The 16076-nt window shown below is 68.5% G+C and carries 15 protein-coding genes; 7 read left to right on the top strand and 8 right to left on the bottom strand.

Features of this window, described 5'->3' with window-relative positions:
* Positions 1–16: 16 nt before the first annotated feature.
* The 3 genes from AC3ANP_RS01855 to AC3ANP_RS01865 form a co-directional block, all read right to left on the bottom strand.
* The gene (locus AC3ANP_RS01855) at positions 17–889 is read right to left on the bottom strand and encodes a universal stress protein (RefSeq protein WP_488331665.1); all 873 of its coding nucleotides are present in this window, start codon (positions 887–889) and stop codon (positions 17–19) included.
* Between the two features lie 191 nt (positions 890–1080).
* Positions 1081–2457 carry a 4-aminobutyrate--2-oxoglutarate transaminase gene (gene gabT / locus AC3ANP_RS01860; RefSeq protein WP_488331666.1) on the bottom strand — a complete coding sequence of 459 codons (1377 nt, stop codon included), beginning with the start codon at positions 2455–2457 and terminating at the stop codon, positions 1081–1083.
* A gap of 41 nt (positions 2458–2498) precedes the next feature.
* A complete protein-coding gene (locus tag AC3ANP_RS01865; protein ID WP_488331667.1) occupies positions 2499–3929 on the bottom strand; it encodes an aminobutyraldehyde dehydrogenase in 1431 nt (476 codons plus the stop codon).
* 163 nt (positions 3930–4092) lie between these two features.
* Here AC3ANP_RS01865 and AC3ANP_RS01870 point away from each other — a divergent pair, with 163 nt between their 5' ends.
* From AC3ANP_RS01870 to AC3ANP_RS01880, 3 genes are all read left to right on the top strand, one after another.
* Positions 4093–5535 carry a PucR family transcriptional regulator gene (locus AC3ANP_RS01870; protein ID WP_488331668.1) on the top strand — a complete coding sequence of 481 codons (1443 nt, stop codon included), beginning with the start codon at positions 4093–4095 and terminating at the stop codon, positions 5533–5535.
* A 77-nt stretch (positions 5536–5612) separates the two neighbouring features.
* Positions 5613–6875, top strand: coding sequence for an MFS transporter (locus tag AC3ANP_RS01875; protein WP_488331669.1), 1263 nt, complete (start codon positions 5613–5615; stop codon positions 6873–6875).
* Complete coding sequence (locus tag AC3ANP_RS01880) at positions 6872–7570, top strand: FadR/GntR family transcriptional regulator (protein WP_488331670.1); 699 nt, start codon at positions 6872–6874, stop codon at positions 7568–7570. The genes AC3ANP_RS01875 and AC3ANP_RS01880 overlap by 4 nt, the downstream gene beginning before the upstream one ends.
* Before the next feature lie 12 nt (positions 7571–7582).
* On the opposite strand, the gene AC3ANP_RS01885 is transcribed toward AC3ANP_RS01880, so the two are convergent.
* Complete coding sequence (locus tag AC3ANP_RS01885; RefSeq protein ID WP_488331671.1) at positions 7583–8119, bottom strand: hypothetical protein; 537 nt, start codon at positions 8117–8119, stop codon at positions 7583–7585.
* 145 nt (positions 8120–8264) lie between these two features.
* Here AC3ANP_RS01885 and AC3ANP_RS01890 point away from each other — a divergent pair, with 145 nt between their 5' ends.
* Both AC3ANP_RS01890 and AC3ANP_RS01895 read left to right on the top strand, forming a co-directional pair.
* Positions 8265–8555, top strand: coding sequence for a hypothetical protein (locus AC3ANP_RS01890; protein ID WP_488331672.1), 291 nt, complete (start codon positions 8265–8267; stop codon positions 8553–8555).
* Positions 8556–8617: 62 nt separating this feature from the next.
* Positions 8618–9445, top strand: a complete 828-nt coding sequence (locus tag AC3ANP_RS01895; protein ID WP_488331673.1) for a DUF1206 domain-containing protein — start codon at positions 8618–8620, stop codon at positions 9443–9445.
* Between the two features lie 53 nt (positions 9446–9498).
* Here the strand turns inward: AC3ANP_RS01895 and AC3ANP_RS01900 are convergent, their stop codons facing one another.
* Together AC3ANP_RS01900 and AC3ANP_RS01905 are read right to left on the bottom strand one after the other, a co-directional pair.
* Positions 9499–10488, bottom strand: coding sequence for a DNA topoisomerase IB (locus AC3ANP_RS01900; protein WP_488331674.1), 990 nt, complete (start codon positions 10486–10488; stop codon positions 9499–9501).
* Positions 10489–10575: 87 nt separating this feature from the next.
* Complete coding sequence (locus tag AC3ANP_RS01905) at positions 10576–12030, bottom strand: FAD-dependent oxidoreductase (protein ID WP_488331675.1); 1455 nt, start codon at positions 12028–12030, stop codon at positions 10576–10578.
* Between the two features lie 272 nt (positions 12031–12302).
* Here AC3ANP_RS01905 and AC3ANP_RS01910 point away from each other — a divergent pair, with 272 nt between their 5' ends.
* Positions 12303–12974 carry a trimeric intracellular cation channel family protein gene (locus AC3ANP_RS01910; RefSeq protein WP_488331676.1) on the top strand — a complete coding sequence of 224 codons (672 nt, stop codon included), beginning with the start codon at positions 12303–12305 and terminating at the stop codon, positions 12972–12974.
* 14 nt (positions 12975–12988) lie between these two features.
* Entirely contained in the window at positions 12989–13417 is a 429-nt protein-coding gene (locus AC3ANP_RS01915) for a hypothetical protein (RefSeq protein WP_488331677.1), read from the top strand.
* A 218-nt stretch (positions 13418–13635) separates the two neighbouring features.
* On the opposite strand, the gene AC3ANP_RS01920 is transcribed toward AC3ANP_RS01915, so the two are convergent.
* Together AC3ANP_RS01920 and AC3ANP_RS01925 are read right to left on the bottom strand one after the other, a co-directional pair.
* Complete coding sequence (locus tag AC3ANP_RS01920) at positions 13636–14736, bottom strand: polyprenyl synthetase family protein (protein WP_488331678.1); 1101 nt, start codon at positions 14734–14736, stop codon at positions 13636–13638.
* The gene (locus tag AC3ANP_RS01925) at positions 14733–16070 is read right to left on the bottom strand and encodes a geranylgeranyl reductase family protein (protein WP_488331679.1); all 1338 of its coding nucleotides are present in this window, start codon (positions 16068–16070) and stop codon (positions 14733–14735) included. The genes AC3ANP_RS01920 and AC3ANP_RS01925 overlap by 4 nt, the downstream gene beginning before the upstream one ends.
* Between the last annotated feature and the right edge of the window lie 6 nt (positions 16071–16076).

Below are 16076 nucleotides of genomic sequence, written 5' to 3' on the forward strand. Positions count from 1 at the left end.
GGGCAGCGGCACCCGCTCAGTCCTCGGGATAGCTGTCGATCCGGACGTAGTCCCGGGGCACCACCACCATGGGGACCGGCAGCGCGCGGAGCACCTTGTTGGCAGTACTCCCGATGAAGAGCTTGTTCTTCTCCGCCAGCCGCGATGAACCGACGATGAGTATTTCGGCGTCATCCCAGGCGAGGTCGTCGATGGCCTCCTCGATGTTCCGGCCGTGCGCCACCTCCACCGTGACCGGGTGCCCTTCGGGCAGCCGCTCGGCTGCGGCCTTGAGGACCGTGTTCGCGTGGACATGCGCCGCATTGACATTTTCTCCGCCGTCGCCCGCGGCGTCGAGTTCCACCAGTGACACCAGCCGCAGCGGCACGCCGCGGCGTCCGGCGGCACCGATTGCGACGTCGATCGCGGCTTCCGCCCCGGTGCGCTGGCCGACGGCGAGCGTCAGGCCGCGGACCGGTTCGGTCCGCCTGTAGCCCCGGGGGGCCAGGGCCACCGGGACCGGGGACGCATGCAGCAGCGCGTTGGCCACGCTGCCCACGCTGTAGCGCTTGAACAGGCCGTTGCTCGCGGCGCCCACGACGATCAGGCCCGCGCGGTACTCCAGGGCCGCGTCAATCAGGCCAGCGGCAAAAGAGTCCGCCTGGCGCACGTGGAACCTGGCAACCAGGCCTTCGGGCACCAGGGCCAGGCCCTGCCGCTCGGCTGTCAGCACGGACTGCTCCGCGACGCTCACCCGGTTGCCCTGCGGATTGAGTGCGACGTAGGGGGTGTGCCGGTCCACCACATGGACCAGGTCCAGGTGGGCGCCCTGCGCGCGGGCCAGGGCCGAGGCCAGGGCGACGGCGTCCGCGCCGCGGTCGTTCGGGGTATAGCCAACTACGTATCGCATCGATGAACCCCTCGTGGGTCTGGGCAGAATCCAGCGTGCCTCCCGGGATTCCGGGCGACGTCGGCCGGGCTGCGTTCCTGCAGTGGTAGCACGACTCTAGCCCAGCCGGGTCCGGAATTGCGCCGGTCGTCGGGTGGTCCGTGTCCGGCGCCCTGTCCGGCGCCTCGGCCGGGCGCCGGACAGGGGTGTCGCTACGCGTGGGCGCGGATCGCCGCGGCCAGCACCTCAAGGCCGTCAAGGAGCAGGTCGTCGCTGATCACCAGCGGCGGCAGCAGCCGGATCACGTTGCCGAACGTGCCGCAGGTAAGGATGATGACCCCTTCCTGCAGGCACGCGGCGGCGACGGCCTTGGTCAGCTCCGGGTTCGGTTCCTTGGAGCCGGCCTGGACGAGTTCGATCGCCAGCATGGCGCCGCGGCCACGGATGTCGCCCAGCACGGATCCGTTGCCGAGCGCTGCCGCCAGCTCCCGGAGTTTGCCGAGGGCAAGCTCCTCGATGCGCCGGGCACGGGCGTTGAGGTCGTACTGCTCCATCGAGCCGATCGCGGCCAGCGCGGCCGCACACGCCACCGGGTTGCCGCCGTAGGTGCCGCCGAGGCCGCCCGGGTGCACGGCGTCGAGCAGGTCGGCGCGGCCGGTGATGGCGGAGAGCGGCAGGCCGCCCGCGATGCCCTTGGCCATCGTGATGATGTCCGGGATGACGCCTTCGTGGTTCACCGCGAACCATTCGCCGGTGCGGCAGAAGCCGGACTGGACCTCGTCGGCGATGAAGACGATGCCCTTGTCCTTCGCCCAGGCGGCCAGGGCCGGCAGGAAGCCCTCGGCAGGGACGATGAAGCCGCCTTCGCCCTGGATGGGTTCGATGATGATGGCGGCAACCTGGTCGCCGCCGATCTGCTTCTCGATCATGGTGATGGCGCGCTGGGCGGCCTCGGCACCGGTGATCGCCGGGTTTTCCTCGCGGAACGGGTAGCTCATCGGCATGCGGTAAACCTCGGGCGCGAAGGGGCCAAAGCCACCGGCAGGGCCAGTTTTGTACGGCATGGCTTTGGCGGTCAGGGCCATGGTGAGGTTGGTGCGGCCGTGGTAGGCGTGGTCGAAGGCGACGACGGCGTCCCGGCCGGTGGCCAGGCGCGCCACCTTGACGGCGTTTTCGACGGCTTCGGCGCCGGAGTTGAACAACACGGTGCGCTTCTGGTGGTCGCCCGGGGTGAGGCGGTTCAGCTGCTCGGCGACGGCCACATAGCCTTCGTAGGGCGTGACCATGAAGCAGGTGTGGGTGAAGTGCTCCACGGCTTCCTTCACAGCACCGACGACGGCGGGGTCGGAGGCGCCGACGCTGGTGACGGCGATACCGGCGCCGAGGTCGATGAAGGAGTTGCCATCGACGTCCTGGATGATGCCGCCGTCGGCGTCGGCGACGTAGACCGGGACGCTGGAGGCAACGCCGGCGGCTACGACGGCCTTGCGGCGCTCGGTCAGGGCGATGGACTTGGGGCCCGGGAAGTCGGCCTGGACGCGGCGCTTCTGCTCCAGCCGGAAGATGATGTCGTGTGCTGTGGTGGTCATGGAAGGGCCTTTCTAAGTGTGGAGGGGAGACAGAGCCTGCGTTAAGCGTCGAGTGCGCTCATCACATGCTTGATCCGGGTGTAGTCCTCGACGCCGTACATCGAGAGATCCTTGCCGTAGCCGGACTGCTTGAAGCCGCCGTGCGGCATCTCCGCTGTGAGCAGGATGTGCGTGTTGATCCAGACGGCGCCAAAATCGAGGTCGCGGCTGACCCGCATGGCGGTGCCGTGGTCGGTGGTCCAGACGCTGGAGGCGAGCGCGTAGTCGACGTCGTTGGCCAGCTCGATGGCCTCCGCTTCGGTGCTGAATTTCTGCACCGTGATGACCGGGCCGAACGTTTCCTTTTGCACGATGTCGTCGCTCTGCTTTGCGCCGGAGACGATGGTGGGTTCGAAGAAGAAACCCTTCTCCCCCGCGCGGTGGCCGCCGGTTTCGACCCTGCAGTGCTCGGGCAGGTGCTCCAGCACCGCGGTGACCGCGTTGAAGTGGTTGACGTTGTTCAGCGGCCCGAAGTAGTTGTCTTCGTCGTTTTGCGAGCCGGTGCGCAGCGTCTTGGTGTGTTCGACCATCGCGGCCAGCAGGTCATCGTAGGCGGCGTCCTGGACCAGCACCCGGGTGATCGCAGTGCAGTCCTGGCCGGCGTTGAAGAAGGCGAACTCCGCGATGGCCGCGGCGCTCTTCTTGATGTCGGCGTCCTTGAAGACGATGGCCGGGGCTTTGCCGCCGAGTTCGAGGTGTGCGCGTTTGAGGCCCTTGGCCGCGCCGGACGCGACGGCGATGCCGGCCCGGACGGAGCCGGTGATGGAGACCAGGCCGGGAACCTTGTGCTCGACCATCAGGGCGCCCGTCTCCCCCGTTCCGAGCACGACGTTGAGCACGCCGGCGGGCAGGATGTCGCCGGCGAGCCGGGCCAGGACCAGGGTGGATTCCGGTGTGGTGTCGGAAGGCTTCAGCACCACGGTGTTGCCGGCGGCGAGGGCCGGACCGATCTTCCAGATTGCCATCAGGAACGGGTAGTTCCACGGCGCCACCTGCGCCACCACCCCGATCGGTTCGCGGCGCACATAGGAGGTGTGTCCCTCGAAGTATTCCCCGGCGGACTTGCCCTCCAGGAGGCGGGCGGCACCGGCGAAGAAGCGCAGCTGGTCCGCTCCCGCGGCGACTTCCTCGGACGCGATCAGGGACCGGACCTGGCCGGTGTTCCGATGCTGGGCCTCGACGAGTTCGTCGCTGTTGGCCTCGACGGCGTCCGCGAGCTTGAGCAGCATCAGCTGGCGCTGGCCGGGCGTGACGTGCTTCCACGTGGCGAAGGCGTCCTTGGCGGCAGCCATGGCGGCATCGACGTCGGCCTGCAGGGAGATCGGCGACTTGGCCACCACTTCGCCGTTCGTCGGGTTCACGATGTCCAGCATGGCCGTACCGGCGGGAGTGACGAACTCCCCGTTGATGAAGTTCTGCAAGGTCTGGACCACGGTGTGCAACCTCTTTCGTGCTGGCCCCCGGCAAAGGCTGGGACGCGGGGATCTGGATTGAACCGAGCCTATGTCAGCCGCCCGTACGGGGGAATAGGCAGCTGCACATCCAGGGCCGATTCCTTTGGTGCGATTGACTAGCGCGCGCGGTTATCCTGACTCCATGGCAATTTCACTCGCGGCCCTGCTGGGGGTCCCGTCCCTGCGGCTGACGAAGGCGGGCCTCGCGGAAACCACCTGGCACCAGGACATCCACTGGGTCGCGGTGACCGAGCAGGAGGATCCGCAGCGTTTCCTCAACGGCGGCGAACTCGTGCTGACCACCGGGATGCGGCTCCGCTCTGCTCCGGAGCAGCGGCGTTTCGTCCGTCAGGTCCAACGCGCCGGCGCCGTCGGCATTGGGTTCGGCGTGGGGCTGACCCACGACGCGGTGCCGCCGGCCCTGGTCGCCGAAGCCAACCGCTGGGGCCTGCCGGTCGTGGCCGTGCCGTACGAAACGCCGTTTATTGCGATCGGCAAACTCGTCGCCGACGCCCAGTCCGCGGACCACTACGCCAAGCTGGAGCGCCTGATTGCCGGACACCAGGTCCTGGCCCGCGCCCTGCTGACCGGCGGCGGCCTGGCCGAACTCCTCAAGCAGCTGGGTTCCATGCTGCGAACCGAGATCGTCCTGACCCAGTTCACCGCGCAGCTTTACAACAGCGCCGCCGGCAGCCCCTCCCCCACTGCGGAGGGCTGGGCGTCCTACCCGGTCCCCACCGGGCGCCGGGATGCGTGCACGCTGTGGGTGCGGTATCCGTTCGAGGATTCGGGCATCGTGGGCTACGCACAAAACCTGATCAGCGTCGAACTGAACAACATGGTCAAGCAGCGCCAGTCCCAGCGGGCCCTGGCCGGGCAGGTACTTGAGGACGTCATCCAGGGCACCCTGGATCCCAGCGAGGCCACCCGCCGCCTGGCCGGCGTCGGCGTCAACAGCACCCGCAAGAATGTTGTCCTGCTGGCAGAGTCGGCGCCGCACCCCGCGCAACTGGCGAGCACCTCACTGCCGCAGCCGCTGCGCACGGCGGTGACGGCCGCCGTCGGACGGGATTTGGTGGCGGTGGTCCCCGACGACGGCAGCGGCGCCGGCGCCCTGGCCCGCAGCCTCAGTGACCACCTCGCGGAAGCGGGAATCCACGCCACGATCGGCATCGGCGGAGCGTATACGAAGCCGAACGGACTGCGCTGGAGCTACTTCGAGGCCCGGGACGCGGTCCGGCACGGACTTCCCGTCAACGAGCCGGAACGGCTGAGCCTGACCTCACTGCTGCTCGCCAGCGAGGACGTGCCACTGGCGGACATGGCGAACGAATCGCTGAACCCGCTGCGCGAGTTCGATGCCGCCCATGGCGCGGAACTGCTGGGCACGCTGGAGAGCTATCTGGCCAACAACGGCTCGGTGGCCGCGGTGGCCGAGGAATTGACCCTGCACCGGAACACGGTCCGCTACCGGCTGGGGCAGATTGCCGAGCTGACCGGCTACGACCCTGCCCAGACCGCGGACCGGGTCCAGCTGTGGCTCGCCCTGGCGGTCCAGCGGCTCGGCGCGCGGCATCCGGGCTGAGCAGCTCCCCCCCGGCCGCGGCGGACGCAGGCCGACACAAATTCGTGCGGCAAACGTCAGACGTCTAACCTTTGGGAATGACACGAACGACGCCGGCAACCGCCGCTGCCGCCTCCTCCGCTCCGCCACGGGTGCGGACGCGCACGGTTGCCGTGTTCGGGACAGTCGCGATCGTCCTGATCGGCTTGAACCTTCGGGCGGGCATCAGCGGCGCTTCGGCCCTCTTTCACGACCTCCAGGCGGTCCTTGGCTACGGAGCGTTTGTCGCCGCCGTAGTCCCGTCGGTTCCCACCCTGTGCTTCGCCGTGGCAGGGGCGGCAACCTCCTGGCTGAGCCGGCGGCTCGGCGTCGAAAAGGCCATCCTGCTCTCCCTCCTGATGCTCGCCGGCGGCCTCCTCCTGCGCGGCGTGCCCAGCACCGGCATGCTGGTGGCCGGCACCGTGGTCGGCATGTCCGGGCTGGCTGTCTGCAACGTGGCGATGCCCACGTTCATCCGCGAATATTTTCCGGACCGCACCTCCCTGATGACGGGCCTCTACACGATGACGATGACCACGGGAGCCACCGCCATCTCGGTCCTGATCGTGCCGGTGGCCGCGCAACTCGGCTCTCCGTCCGCAGGACTGGGCTCGATTGGCGTCCTCGCCTTTGCCGCCTGCCTGGGCTTCCTGCCAATTGCGCTGCATGCCCACCGCAATGCCCCGGCGGTCAAGGGCGCCCACGTCTCGCCGTGGCCGCTGCTGCGGACCCGCACCGGCCTCATGATCACCCTGGGTTTCACCGTCCAGGCGCTCCTGGCCTATTCGGTGCTGAGCTGGTTTCCGTACATGCTGGCCACCGAGGGCGTCAGCCCGTCCCAGGGCGGCCTGTTGTTCGGGCTCATGCAGCTGGTCTCGGTCCCGGCGGGCATGGCGTTGATTGCGCTCGGGGCGCGGCCGGGGATGTTGCGCCCGGCCTTCTACCTGGCCAGCCTGGCTACCGTGCTGGGCATTGTCGGGATGCTCCTGCTGCCGGCGGAGCTGGCGCCGCTGACCGCCGTATTCCTTGGATTCGGACTCGGGATCTTCCCGCTCATCATGGTGATGATCAGCCGCAGCGGGCGGACCGGCAGCGAGACCACCGCGCTGTCCACGCTCGCCCAGTCGGTGGGCTACCTGCTGGCTACCGCCGGCCCCTTCGGCGTAGGCCTGCTGCACAGCGCTACCGGCAGCTGGACGCTGCCGCTGGCCCTGCTGCTGGCGGTGGCCGCGGTCCAGGTCGTCGTCGGCCACCTGCTGACGGTCCGGGCCCCGCTGCCGGGCCCGAAAGCGGCACGCGGCCGGAATGCGGCACGGCCATGAGCCTCAGCAGCTCGTCCAGGACCCCGCTGATGGCGGAGATCACTGCCAAACTCAGGGAGCTGATTCATTCCGGCGAATGGCCGCTGCAGCAGCGGATCCCGCCCGAACCGGATCTGATGGCGGCCCTGGGCGTCTCCCGCGGCACGCTGCGCGAAGCCATTAAGGCTCTGGCGCACACCGGAATGCTGGAGGTGCGGCGCGGCGACGGGACGTACGTCCGGGCCACCAGCGAGATACCGGGGGCCGCCCAGCGGATGCATCTGGACCATAGCCAGGAGCACATCCTGGAAGTCAGGCTGGGTCTGGACACCCAGGCCGCACGGCTCGCGGCCCGCCGCGCCACCGCCGAGGACATCGTCGCCATGCAGGATCTGCTCGCCGCTCGCCGGGCCGGGTGGCAGGCCGGCGACTTTGCCGCCTGGGCCCGGGCCGACTGGGACTTCCATGTCCTCGTGGCACAGGCGTCCGGAAACCCGCTGCTGCATGAGCTGTACACGGCTTTCGGCGCCGTGCTGCACGCTGACCTGCTCCGCCAGCAGCGCCGCGGCGGATTCAACGGCCTGCCGCACCAGGGCCATGAGGAGCTTGTCGCGGCGATCGAGGCGCGTGACGGTCAGGCCGCCGTCGACAGCGTCGGCCGGAACCTGGACTCCTGCGCCGAATGGTTCCGGGATGAATCGGAACCATTCGGCTGACCGGGCCGGGAGCTAGCGCCGCAGCCCCTTCGCGACATTCTTCGGACGCTGCATCTCGCCGTGCTTGGCGCCGAGGACGATGACCCAGCCGGCGAAGAACGGTATCGCCCACTGCAGGATCTTGAGCTGCTGCTGGGCCGCGCGGAGTTCGTCGGACGCCGCGGGCGCCGGCTCGGTCGCACCGCTGCCGCCCTCGTGCGCGAGCTTGTCCACCTTCCCGCCCTGCAGGCCGGCATACAGTGTCACAGCGGCTCCGGCGAGCGTGACGACCGTCTTATAGATGCTCAGCCGGGTCACACCCTCCTGCTTGGCCATCCTGCCCTTGTTTTCCCAGATGATGGCCAGGCCGGCGAGGATATGGGCACCAAAGGCCGCCGTCTGGTACGGCGCCCACTTCTTCCAGCCCAGGCTGGAAAGCCTGGTCCGCTCGGCAGCGTCCTTGGCTTCAGCTGCCGCCCCGTTCAGTCCAATGGCCCCCATCAGGGACCCGCCGAACCAAGCACCTGCGGTGAGGTCATGAATGGATCGGGCAACAAGATTTCCTGCCATGGCGAGCTTCCTCTCGTGTGTCATCCGGCTTCGGGAGAAGCGTAACCCAGCTAGAGTAAGCACACTTACCAATAACCGGCTACCCCCTGGCGTATCCCCGGAAGCCGCCCCGGGCCCGGAGCGTGGAGCGCGTAAAGTCATCGACATGAACGAAACCGGTCATCTTTTCGGCTGGGCCTTCGGCGACCCGACCAGGGCCCACGTCCACCAGTACCTTGAGTCGGTGCAGGCGGCGGCCCTGGAAAACGCGAGGCAGGAAGCTGCCGCGCGGGGCTTCGAGGTCATACCGGCCTCGGAACATTTCGCTGTAGTGGAGCAAGGAGGGACCCTCATCGACATCGGCGGCGCCCCCGGCGGCCTGGTGGTCCGCTGCACCGTCACGATTGTGGGGGCAGATGCCGCCAGAGTGCATCCGGAGGGCCCCATGAATGGCTAACGGCAAGCACTGGAGCGAGGCACTGCGAGAAACGCGAGAAGGATCAGGAGGGCCCAGGGGCGATGCCGCAGAACGGGACCACAATCGAAGAGGCTGCCGACGCAGCGGAAGCGGCATCAAACAGCAAGGCACTCGACGTCGTTGCACGCTGGGGGTTCGCGGTCATGGCCGTGCTGCACATCGTGATCGGTGCCATCGCCGTCGCGCTGGCGCTGGGCGCGCCCGGCCAGGCCGAGCCGACCGGCGCTGTTGAGCAGCTCGCCCGCAACCCGTGGGGTCCGGCCGCCATGTGGTCGGGCTGCCTCGGTTGCGCAGGACTCGCCCTCTGGCAGCTCAGCGAAGCGACCCTGCGCGCCCGCCACCTGCCGCGCGGCGAACGGGTCGGCAAGTTCGTCTCCTCGGGCTTCCTGGCCGTCGCCTATGCCAGCGTCGGCGTCACCTTCGGCAGCTTCGCCGTCGGCGTCCGCACCGACTCGGGCGAGTCCACCGCCGCCCTCAGCCGGACCGTGATGGACCGCCCGCTGGGCGCCCCGCTGCTCATCGGCCTGGGCCTGACCGTCGCCGGCGTCGGCATCTATTTCGTGGTGAAAGGCCTGGGCAAGAAGTTCAAGGAGGAGCTGCGGCACTTCGAAGGAACCCACCGCGGCCACCTGGTCAGCGGGCTGGGCGTGGCCGGCCATGTCGCCAAGGGCTTTGCCTTGATCCTGACAGGATTGTTGTTCGTCGTGGCCGCCGCCACGAATGACCCAGACTCCTCCACCGGGCTGGACGGCAGCCTCAAAGCGTTGCAGCACCATCCGTTCGGCCCGTACCTGCTGCTGGCCATCGGCGCCGGCTTTATCGCCTACGGCGTCTTCGCCCTGATCCGCGCACGGTTCGGGCGGATGTAAAACGTTCCGCCTCTGCACCGCCGTCCGGCCGCAGCGGCCGCCCGGGTGCCCGGTCAGCGCAGCCGGATGACCTCGCCCTCCTGGTAGAGCAGCGCCCGGACCTCCGACTCGGCAGAGTCCAGCCGCTTGGGATCGATGGTCTCCCCCGCCGCGAAATGGTCCAGCAGCCGCGGGTCGACGTAGCTTTTTCGGGCGATCGACGGCGTGTTGCCCAGGACCGCCGCGGCGTCGACCATGGCACGGCTGATCGCCCGCTTCCGGGCAGCGACCTTCGGCTGCGGTCCGCTCCGGGCCAGGCTGACAGCGGCCGCGACGGTCCCGCGCAGCGTGCGGAAGTCCTTGGCGGTGAAGTCGGCGCCGGTGCGGTCTTTCACGTAGTCGTTGATCTCGGCGCTGGTGACCGGGTGCCAGCTGCGGCCGTTCCGGTAGGCCAGCAGGCGGGCCTGGCCGCCGCGGCGCTTGAGGGAGCGGACGACGGCGGCGAGGTCGGCGTCGTCGATCCGGGACTCCCACGTCTTGCCGCTCTTGGCCGGAAAACTGAGCCGGAGTTCGTCCTTGCGGACTTTGACATGGGCGCACAGCAGGGTGGCCAGGCCGTGGCTGCCGTTCTCGTTGGTGTAGCGCTCCGAGCCCACGCGCAGCGAGCCGCAGTCCAGCATCCTGAAAGCAGCCGCGAGTACCCGGTCCGGGCCGAGCCCCTCCGAGCGGAGGTCCAGGGTCACCCGCCGCCGGGCAGACGGCAGTGTCTCGGCCAGCTGGAGCGACCGGTCGAACTTCAACCGGTCTTTCCGCTCCCGCCAGCCGGGGTGGTAGATGTACTGGCGCCGCCCGACGGCGTCGAGTCCGGTGGCCTGAATATGCCCGTTTTCATACGGGGCTATCCAGACATCCGTCCAGGCCGGCGGGATGCCAATGCCCTCCAGCCGGTCCCGCTCCGGTCCGGGCGGCAGGGTTGATCCGTCAAGTCCGCGGTAGCTGAACCCGGTCCCCGCCCGGACGCGGCGGTACCCGCGGCCGGACGCATTGCTGTGACGTAGCCTCATCCGCCGGCCCCCGGGCGCCTCGTGTCCATGACGGTAAGCCTACTGACTAGCCGGCCAATTTCCGACGTCGACGGCCGTGCGCAGGTTTTAGACCTCCGCGGCCACGCCACCGCGGGAGATTTGCACCATGTCGGCGCGCGGGACCACTTTGACGCGCTCGCGCTGGACGCTGCCGGTGCTCGCCCGCTCGCCGAGGAGCCGTTCATGGGCGTCCAGGGCCAGCCAGCCTTCCCAGCTGGTGAAGTCCACGCCGCGGTGCTCCAGCAGTTCGATGATGCGCTCCGGGGCGGGCGCCGGCGCCGGCGGCAGGGCGTCGCGGTCTTCCAGCAGGTGTGTCACGGTCTCCAGCGCGTCGCCCTTGGTATGGCCGATCAGGCCGACGGGGCCCCGCTTGATCCAGCCGGTCGCGTAGAGGCCGGGAACGTGGGTGCCGGCGGCGTCCAGGACGCGGCCGCCGTCGTTCGGTACGACGCCCCTGGCGTGATCGAAATCGACGTCCGGCAGTGCGGAGCCGAAGTAGCCAATGGCGCGGTAGACGGCCTGGACCGGGTAGTCCACGAACTCTCCGGTGCCCTTTGCGTTGCCGGTACCGTCCAGCTCGGTGCGCTCGAACCGGATGCCCGCGACCCGGCCGGGACCGCCGTCGCCGGCGTCGGCGCCCAGGACCTCAACGGGGCTGTGCAGGAAGTGCAGGTGCAGGCGGCGGGAGGCCGTGAGCCTGGAGAGGTCTTCGGGCTGCTCGGCGATCCAGTTGGTGAGGGTGCCGACCATGGTTTTGGTCTGGTTGTTCGTGCGGATGGCCTCGTCGGAGGCTTCGTCGAATTCGAAGTCCTCGGCGTAGAGAATGATGTCGACGTCTTTGGAGTGCGACAGTTCGCGCAGTTCCAGCGGGGTGAACTTGACCTGCGCGGGACCGCGGCGGCCAAAGACGTGGACATCGGTGACCGGTGAGTCCTTCAGGGCGCGGTAGACATTGTCCGGGATCTCGGTGACCAGGAGGTCATCCGCGTGCTTGGACAGCATCCGGGCCACGTCCAGGGCCACGTTGCCGTTGCCGATCACCGCGATTTCCTTGGCATCCAGCGGCCAGTCACGGGGCACATCGGGGTGCCCGTCGTACCAGGAAACAAAGTCCGCGCCGCCGAAGGAGCCCGCAAGCTCAATCCCCGGGATGTTGAGGTCCGCGTCCTTGATGGCGCCGGTGGCGAAGATGACGGCGTCGTAGTGCGCGCGAAGGTCTTCGAGCGTGAGGTCCGTTCCGTAGTCCACGTTGCCGAAGAAGCGGATGTCGCCGCGGTCCAGGACTTTGTGCAGCGCGTTGACGATCCCCTTGATCCGCGGGTGGTCCGGCGCCACCCCGTAGCGGATCAGCCCGTAGGGTGCGGGGTAGCGGTCGAAGAGGTCGATGCTGACCGCAAGCCCGGCTTTCACGGCCTCGCTCTTGGTCAGGATGTCCGCGGCGTAGACACCGGCGGGGCCGGATCCGACAATGGCAACGCGCAGCGGGCGCGCGGGGCTTCCTACGGGAGTGCTGGTTGACACGGCGGAGTTCCTTTGGTTCGGTCCGTCCCAACCGACTCGGACTCGTTGTCGTGCCGGGCCCAGATCGACAACAACTGCAAGCCAGTTGGGTGCTACCTTCTACGATGCCAACCTGCGCCCCGGGTCGCAAACCGGCGGCGGCCGGCGAAGCCGCAAAACCGGCGCGGCCGCCCGGCGCCATGACCAGAATCACGGGCGGGCCACGGCCACGGCAGCCGCTAGCGTAATCTGAGACCGTCCTATCCGCCCGCCAGACCGAACGACCGGGGCCCATGACTTTCTCCTTCGATGCCGTGCTGGTATGGCTGGACCTGTCCGGCGTCTTCTTCTTCGCCGTCTCCGGTTCGCTCCTCGCGGCGCGGAAACATTTCGACATTGTCGGTTCGGTGCTGCTGGCCGCCCTCGTGGGCCTGGGCGGCGGCGTCATCCGGGACCTCATCATCAACGCCGGCCCACCGGCGGCGTTCAGCAACCCCGCCTATCTCGCTCCGCCCCTGCTGGCCGCGGGCCTCGTCTTCTTCCTGTTCACCGGCGTGCAGCGCTACACCTCCCTGCTCTTCCTCTTCGATGCCGGGGGCCTCACCCTCTTCTGCATCACCGGGAGCCTGAAGGCCCTCAACGAGGGGATGCCTCCGGTGGCAGCCATGCTGCTGGGCGCCACCACTGCCGTGGGCGGAGGCCTGCTCCGCGACGTCACCGCCAATGAGGAACCGCAGCTGTTCGACCCGCACGACCTCTATGCCCTGCCCGCGTTCGCCGGCGCCGCGCTGACGGTACTCCTCTCGGTTACCGGCTCTTTCAACGTGCTGACGGCGGTGGCTGTGGCGGCCGCGGTCTTCGCTTTCCGTGTCACGGCCCACCGGCGGCACTGGCAGGTCCCCCTCGCCGTGCGCGGATGGCACCGGCGGGGCTCCGACACGGCCGGAGGGGCACCCCGGAATTAGCTAGGATGTGAAGCATGACTGACATGTTCCTCGAGAAGTTCCGCGCACTTGTTCCGAAGTATCTCGAAGACGAATGGCAGGAAGAGGACGGGCTGTCCGACGGCGAGCTGGACGAGGCCCTCGCCGAGCACCAGTTCCAGATCCCCCTGGTCCTGCGGGAGTTCTACCTGGCCGTGGGCGGCTGCGAGGACCTGATGGAGGCCTACCACTACTTCTGGGATCCGGAGGAGCTCGAAGTTGATGACGAGGGTTTCCTGATGTTCCTTGAGGATGAGGAAGAGCAGTTCACCTGGGGCTTCCGCGTCGGCGATCTCGGCGTGCCGGATCCGATCGTCTACCGCCGCAACAATGCCCGCGGCCAGTGGAAAAGCGAGGAGGGCACGTTCTCCGAATTTGTCTTCGACATGTTCGAATGGGCGTTCAACGACGAGGACGACGACTAGCCCTGCCGGCGGGCCACCCTCCCCCAAACTGCGTAAAGCCGGATTTACAAATTCCCTAGACAACATGACAGAACTGTCATATGCTCGTTCATGGGTTCACTAAATGCCTCCGGTGGATCTGATGCGAACGGAGAAATGGCCCCGGTTCCACACAACGGATGACTCGTACGTTGTGAGGAACCGGGGCCATTCCGGTTGGTGCCTGGGTGAGCCGGCGCCTAGCTGCTGCGGTCCACCACTGCGCGGGCAAAGCTGCTCAGCGAATCCTTGACCACACCCTCCGGCAACGGAGCCAGCGCCGCGATGGCTTCGTCGGCCCAGGCACGCGCCACGGTCCAGGACTCGGCGGTGACCGCATGGTCGCGCAAACCGGCTACCGCGGCCGCCAACGCCTCGTCCGAGCTCAGGTCGCCGTCAATCAACGCAAGCAGCTCTACGGCGGACCGGTCACCCTCGGCCGCGGCCTTGCGCAACAGCAGGACGGGAAGCGTCGGCACGCCTTCGCGCAGGTCGGTGCCCGGCGACTTTCCGGACTTGACCTTGACTCCGGTGACATCGATGACGTCGTCGGCGAGCTGGAAGGCAACGCCGACCTTCTCGCCGTACTCCACCAGCAACGCCTCGTAGGAAGGATCGGCGTCGGCAAAAATCGCACCCAGCTGGCCGGACGCCGCCACCAGCGAACCGGTCTTGTCCGCGATCACGGAGAGGTAGTGCTCCACCGGGTCCTCGTCCGGCCGGGGGCCCACGGTCTCATGCAGCTGGCCAAGGCAGAGCCGCTCGAAGGTGCGGGCCTGGATGCCGAGGGCGCGGGATCCCAGTTCGGAGACCAGGATGGAGGCCCGGGCGAAGATCAGGTCGCCGGTCAGCACGGCCACCGAGTTGCCCCAGACCTCGTGCGCGGTGGGGGCGCCCCGGCGGAACGGCGCGGAGTCCATCACATCGTCGTGGTACAGGGTCGCGAGGTGCGTCAGTTCGACGACGACGGCGGCCTGCACCACCGCGGGCAGCGAGGCGTCACCCAGGTGGGCACAGAGCAGCGCCAGCAGTGGGCGGATGCGTTTGCCGCCCGCCTCCACGAGATGGCGGGAGGTGGCGTCGGCCAGCGGATCCGAGTTGGCGATCGCTTCGCGCAGCTTTTTCTCCACCCGGGCCAGGTTGGTCGTGATTGCCGGGCCCAGTTCGGGGTCCCCGGCGATCGCCGCGAAACCGGCGGGCAGCTGGAGGCCGGTTGCGATGGCGGTGGTGTTGAGATCGGGTTCGGCGCCCCGCAGGCCGTGTCCGGCGTGCGTCCAGCTGTGGTCTGCAGAGTTGGTCACGGGTTAACCCTAACTTTTTGTTGCGGAGTCCGCGGTTTTGAGATCGGAACGGTCCCGGTGTTGGATGTCGCCGGGACGAGGGCTTCCAGGACCCGGATCATCCGATCCTCGATGCCCTTGGCCGAAGGGTCCGTCAGATTGGCCAGCAGCCGGACCACAAACTTCATCAGCAGCGGCAGGGGCATGCCGGTCCGGAGTGCCAGTTTCATCACGGCCGGCCTGCCGATCAGGGCCGCGAAGGCGCGGCCAAGGGTGAAGTGTGAGCCCCACTGGCCGCGGACGAAGTCCGCGTAACCGGCAAGGCGTGCATCGGCGTCGTACGTTTCGCCGGAGTACGCCGAGCGCGCGGCGGCGTCGATGATGTACTCGGCTGCGAAGCGGGCGGACTCCATGGCGTAGGAGATGCCCTCCCCGTTGAACGGCGAGACCATGCCGCCGGCGTCGCCCAGCAGCAAGAGCCCGGGCGCGTAGTGCGGGGTGCGGTTGAAGCCCATCGGCAGCGCCGCGCCGCGGATTTCGCCGACCTGGTTCGCCGGGGTGAAGCCCCACTCCGCGGGCATGGCGCCGGTCCACTCGCGTAGCACCTGTTTGTAGTCCAGTTTGCCGAATTCCTTGGAGGAGTTCAGGATGCCCAGGCCCACGTTGGAGGTACCGTCGCCGACGCCGAACACCCAGCCGTAGCCGGGCAGCAGCTTGCCGTCGCGGCCGGGAAGCTCCAGCCAGCCTTCCATCCAGTCGTCGTCGTGGCGCGGACTGGCGAAATAGGTGCGCACGGCCACGCCGAGCGGACGGTCGTCGCGCTTGTGGATGCCGAGCGACACGGCGGTCCGGGTGGAGTTCCCGTCCGCGGCGAGCACGACGTCGGCGCTGAAGTCCCGGGTTTCGCCGGTCTTGCGTCCGGCATTGTCGAGCAGCGCGGCGCGGACGCCGGTAACCCGTCCGTCGTCGGAGCGGAGCGCCTCCGTGACGCTGTGGCGTTCGAGCACGACGGCGCCGGCGGCCTGGGCGTGCCGGGCCAGCTCCTCATCGAAGCCCAGCCGGGTCCGGATCAGGCCGTACTGCGGGAAGTCGGAAACCTCCGGCCAGGGCAGCTCGACGGTGCGGCCACCGGCGATGAGGCGCAGGCCTTTATTCCGGCGCCAGCCCTCGGTCTCCGGGTGCAGCAGGCCGAGCTTCTGGATTTCCCGGACGGCGCGCGGGGTCAGCCCGTCGCCGCAGACCTTTTCGCGCGGGAAGCTGGTCTTTTCCAGCACCGTCACGTCGACGCCGGCCTGGGCGAGGTAGTACGCGGCAGTGGATCCGGCCGGCCCCGCCCCGACGATCAGTACTTTCACAGCAGC

The sequence above is a fragment of the Arthrobacter sp. JB02-1C genome, assembly GCF_057748045.1.